The following is a 4,184-nucleotide window of genomic DNA, read 5'->3' on the forward strand; positions in this document are numbered from 1 at the left end:
CCCGGCCACGGACTCGACATCGAGCAGCTCACGCTGCGGATCAGACCGACCCTGCACACGGGCATCGTCCCAGCGGCCCGAGATCGACTGGCGGTCCGACACCCGAGCTTTTCAGCAGTCTCCTAGGGCGGTCAGCGACTCGCCCGCAGCTCGGATGGTCTCGCCGTCCGGGTGGAGGTAGCGCTGGGTCGTGGTGATGGACCCGCGCCCCGCGATCTTGCGGAGTACATGGACGGGGAACTTCCGCGTCAGCGAGCCAGGTGAGGCCGGTGTGGCTCTCGGACGTGGAGTGGGCGTCGATCGCGCGGGAGTTGCTGCACGACGCCGGCGTCGCCACCCACGGGGATCGTGGCGGGCCGCGGTGGGTGGCGATCCGGCATGCCGAGGACCACATCCACATCGCCGCCGTGCTGGTGCGCCAGGACACCAGCAGCCGGTTCCGGCCGCGCAACGACTGCCCGAAGCCGCGCCAGCGCCCGGCGGATCGAGGCCCCGCACTGCGGCTCGCCCCGCCTTTGCGCTTCACCGCCAGGCCGGGGGCGCTACGGATACGCCTTCCGCGCCATGCGAGCGGGCTCTCTCCCGCCAGCTCCGCGCACACTCGGCAGTGCGCGGGCTGAGGTATGCGCCGTCGCGTCAAACGACCGACTCGCCAGAGGCAGAAGGCGTCCGACCCGGCGGGCAGCAAAGCTCTTGATCATCGTTCGCCGCGGCTCAGCACCGACGCGCTGGCCGACGGAGGTGGCACCGACTCAGCGCGCGCCGCACGCAACTCACTCGCGCAACCAAGCCGGGAGCCTCCACCACACGCAGCGAGTTTGACCTGGCCAGCAGCCAGCAGCGAGCGGGGGAGATCGTCCTGGAACCGACACTACGTTTTCGGAGCCGACGCTTCGCCTATAGGCACGATGTCGACCCGGAAGATGTCTTCCGTCTCGCGCATCAGAGCTGATTCGATGCCGCTGACGAGTGCCTTGACCTGGGCAGCGTGCAGACAGTTGTCGATGTCGACTCGTGCCACGATCCACACTCGGCCCGGTCCGACGAAAGTGAACAGGAGTTGACGAATCGCAGTGACACCCGGGCAACTGAGGAGGACGGACCGCACCTGTTCTTCATCAGCTTGTCGTAATGGCTGGGTGAAGCCGTCGACGTCGCGGCCCCGTGGCTCCCCGCCGGCCCCGGCCCAGATGCCGACCAGGAAGTCGTGGCTGCGGTGGATGAGGCGGAGGCTGATACGGATCAACAGCAGCGCAATGACGACCGCGGCGACACCCTGCGGTATCGACGACCCGGTGATCTGGTTCAGGGCCAACGCGACGAACGCGAGCACGTTCCCGGCGACGGAGACGGCGTCTTCATTGAAGACGGCACGGAGGGTGGGGTCGGACGTGACCCTCGCCTCCTCCAGGAGCCCTCGCTGATAACGGTGTGCTCGGCGGCGCAGTTGGCCCGCCGACTGGCGGAATGACGCCAGATCGAAGACGGTGGAGATCGTCAGCACGATATAGGCCACGGTGAACGACGAGGTGACGCTGGGACGGATCAATTCGTCGATCCCCTCGCGCAGAGAGAAGGCGGCGCCGGCGACGAACACGCCGAGGGCTGCGATCAACGCCCAGAAGTAGGCCTCCCGGCCATATCCCAGCGGATGCTGGTCGTCGGGCGGTTGGCTGCTGCGGCGCTGGGCGACGAAGAGGAAGACATCATTTGCGGTATCGGCGAGCGAATGTGCAGCCTCCGCGGCCAGCGCAGTCGAGCCGGTGACGACCGCTGCTGCCGCCTTCGCGACCGCGACTCCGACGCCGGCCCCCAGGGCGACCAGGACGGTTCGCGTGCTGTCGTTCGGCATCTCCCACCTCCTCGTTGTCGGGTCGACGGCTCGCGAGCGTGCACGAATGCCATGTCACCGAGATCGCCACACAGGGACGCCAACTTCCTGTACGTCGGTCGGATAAGCGAGTCGATGATCTTCAGCTGCTCGCCCGTCGAACCCGGCCGCCGGGCGTGAAGTCGGGTTGGGACGGATGCCCACCGCAGCCGCAACGCCGTCCGAGGCGGCGAGACCGGAGTCCCAGCAGGGGCCGTCGGGGCTGGCTGCGGTGGGCGAGGACTCGGGCGAGGGGCACGGCCCGTCCCCCACTAAGGCGTGTTGACGCTCGCCAGTACCTGTCGGGCCGCGGCCTCGTCCGACGCGGCGACGAGGACGCGGACGCCCTGCAGTTGCAGCTGAGGTTCCTGACCTCCGGCATCGTCGGCCGACACCTCCGCCCGCAGACCGCCGCTGCGGAGCAGTCCGACGATCAGCTCCGCCTCGCTGCTGCTGGACACGACGGTCAACACGACGACGTCGTCCACGATCTGCACTCCGTTCGCCTCGTCACCGCGTTCCTGCTCGCACCGAGGCTGCACAGTGGCTAGGTCGGACGAGCTCCGCCTCATCCGGCGTGGGTGAGCCGGAGGAGGTCGGAGCGCCCCGAACGAGGCCGGGTTCGGCCGGGATGCGCTTCTCGCCGTGGTCGTGCAGCTGCGGCTCGAGGACGGCGCTGGTCTGGCCAGCGCCCTCCTCGGGCCGCAGTCTCCATGCGTTCCGTAGGGGTAAGAGCGCTGCCGACCGCGGCACGCGTCGAGGGCCGCGGTGGCGACATGCCTCGATGAAGTCGAAGGGTCTTTGGGCGGGTGGACCATGCGGACCTGCTGTCCGTGGACGTCGAGCACCGCATCCTTGTGGCCCCACTCAGCGGCGCGGTAGTGGCAGCTGATGATGCCCATGCGGTGGAGGCGCTTGTAGTCACCGAAGACGAAGGCGTAGCGGCGCTTGGAGTCGTCGGCAGCGCCACCAGTGAGGCCGAGGTGCCAGGAGCCGTACTCGTCCCAAGTGTGGGTCTCGAGATAGCGGGTTCCGTCAGCGGCGGTGGGTCGGACGTCGCCCCAGCGGCTACGCAGGACGTAACGGCGAGCGTCGATGAGATGATGTGCGTGATCGACCGCGGCGTCGTTGACCTGGTACTTCGGCATGTCCGTGATGGTTGCGTAGCGGGCGCCCTCGCGCAGGGCCGCTCCCGAGGCGTGGCGAGCCGACGCGACCTGCTGAGGGCCCAGACCGGATGCTGCGGCCAGCCCTCGAGCTGTTGCTGCTCATCGGGGTGATCACGTGATCGGCGAGGGCGGCTTCCAGGAGGTCGAGGTAGGCGTCGAGGCGGGGGTCGCCGGTGGCCGTTCCGGCAGCGTGCGACGGTCGGGTGCTGGAGTGGAGCGGAGATGGACGGCGGGCCGAACCGCCGGGGGACCGGTGGGTGCCGGGAGCGGCATGGGGTCGATGCCGAGGTCGGCAGCGTCCGGATGCCGGCGGCGTCGGCACGCTCGGTAGACGGCGAAGAGCCGGGCGGCCGCGTCCGCGTCGGCGCCACGGTGCTTCCGGTCAAAGCGATGTCGTTTCGCCATCCGAACCCGCCGACTGTCGGACGCGTCGGGCTTCTCGGAGTAGGGCCGGCAGTCGATCAGTATCGTCGGCAACGCGGGCGAGCCGTCGACCTGGAACGACCTCACCCGAGTCGACTGATGCATCGTCGCGTCATTCCGGCCAGGGGCGGCTCCCGGCCGGCCGCTCGGTACCGACGGCGTTGCGAGCCATGACTCGACGTCGACCAGCGGCTCGACCCGAATGGCGGGCGGACTGGTTCGTCGTCCCGGGGACCAGCCGGGGACCACGCCCTATGAACGACCTGCGGGATCAGGTCCGGCGTAGGGTCGAGAAGTCGCTGTTGCAGCCTCTGACGTGCAAGAACAGCGATTCACAGATCTGGGGGTCAAGAGGTCGCAGGTTCAAATCCTGTCGTCCCGACGGTCGGCGGAGGCCGGTGTCCACTCGACGGGGACACCGGCCTCCGTCGTTTCTGCCTGCGGAAGTTCCTGGCTCCAGGATCTCGGACGAAATCTCGGACGAAGCAGCCTTCCCGATCGTGCAGTCGATCGTCGGATCCCTCTGAGGGGAGCGTCGGTCGTCGCAGGCCGAGGCCGCCTCGTACGGATCCCTGCTCCGCTGATTGCCCGACGGTCGGTTCCCCCTGCCTGTCGAGCGTCGGGCCGACAGTGCGAGGCCGCGGTCGGCAGCAGAGTTCTTCCCGTCAGAGACCACGCCAGGTGCACTTCTGAAGGGGAACCACGATGACCGTCCCAGAGAC

Annotated in this window: 3 protein-coding genes; 1 reads left to right on the plus strand and 2 read right to left on the minus strand. The window is 68.7% G+C overall.

What is annotated here, in order from left to right; all coding sequences use genetic code 11:
• Positions 1-269: 269 nt before the first annotated feature.
• A complete protein-coding gene (locus LWC35_RS38585) occupies positions 270-620 on the plus strand; it encodes a hypothetical protein (protein ID WP_232875550.1) in 351 nt (116 codons plus the stop codon).
• 251 nt (positions 621-871) lie between these two features.
• On the opposite strand, the gene LWC35_RS38590 is transcribed toward LWC35_RS38585, so the two are convergent.
• On the minus strand, positions 872-1,852 hold the full coding sequence (locus tag LWC35_RS38590) for a cation diffusion facilitator family transporter (RefSeq protein WP_232875551.1): 981 nt from the start codon (positions 1,850-1,852) through the stop codon (positions 872-874).
• Positions 1,853-2,142: 290 nt separating this feature from the next.
• A complete protein-coding gene (locus LWC35_RS38595; protein ID WP_232875552.1) occupies positions 2,143-3,018 on the minus strand; it encodes a putative signal transducing protein in 876 nt (291 codons plus the stop codon).
• Positions 3,019-4,184 lie beyond the last annotated feature (1,166 nt).

Source organism: Pseudonocardia kujensis, assembly GCF_021283305.1.
Classification (GTDB): Bacteria; Actinomycetota; Actinomycetes; order Mycobacteriales; family Pseudonocardiaceae; genus Pseudonocardia; species Pseudonocardia kujensis.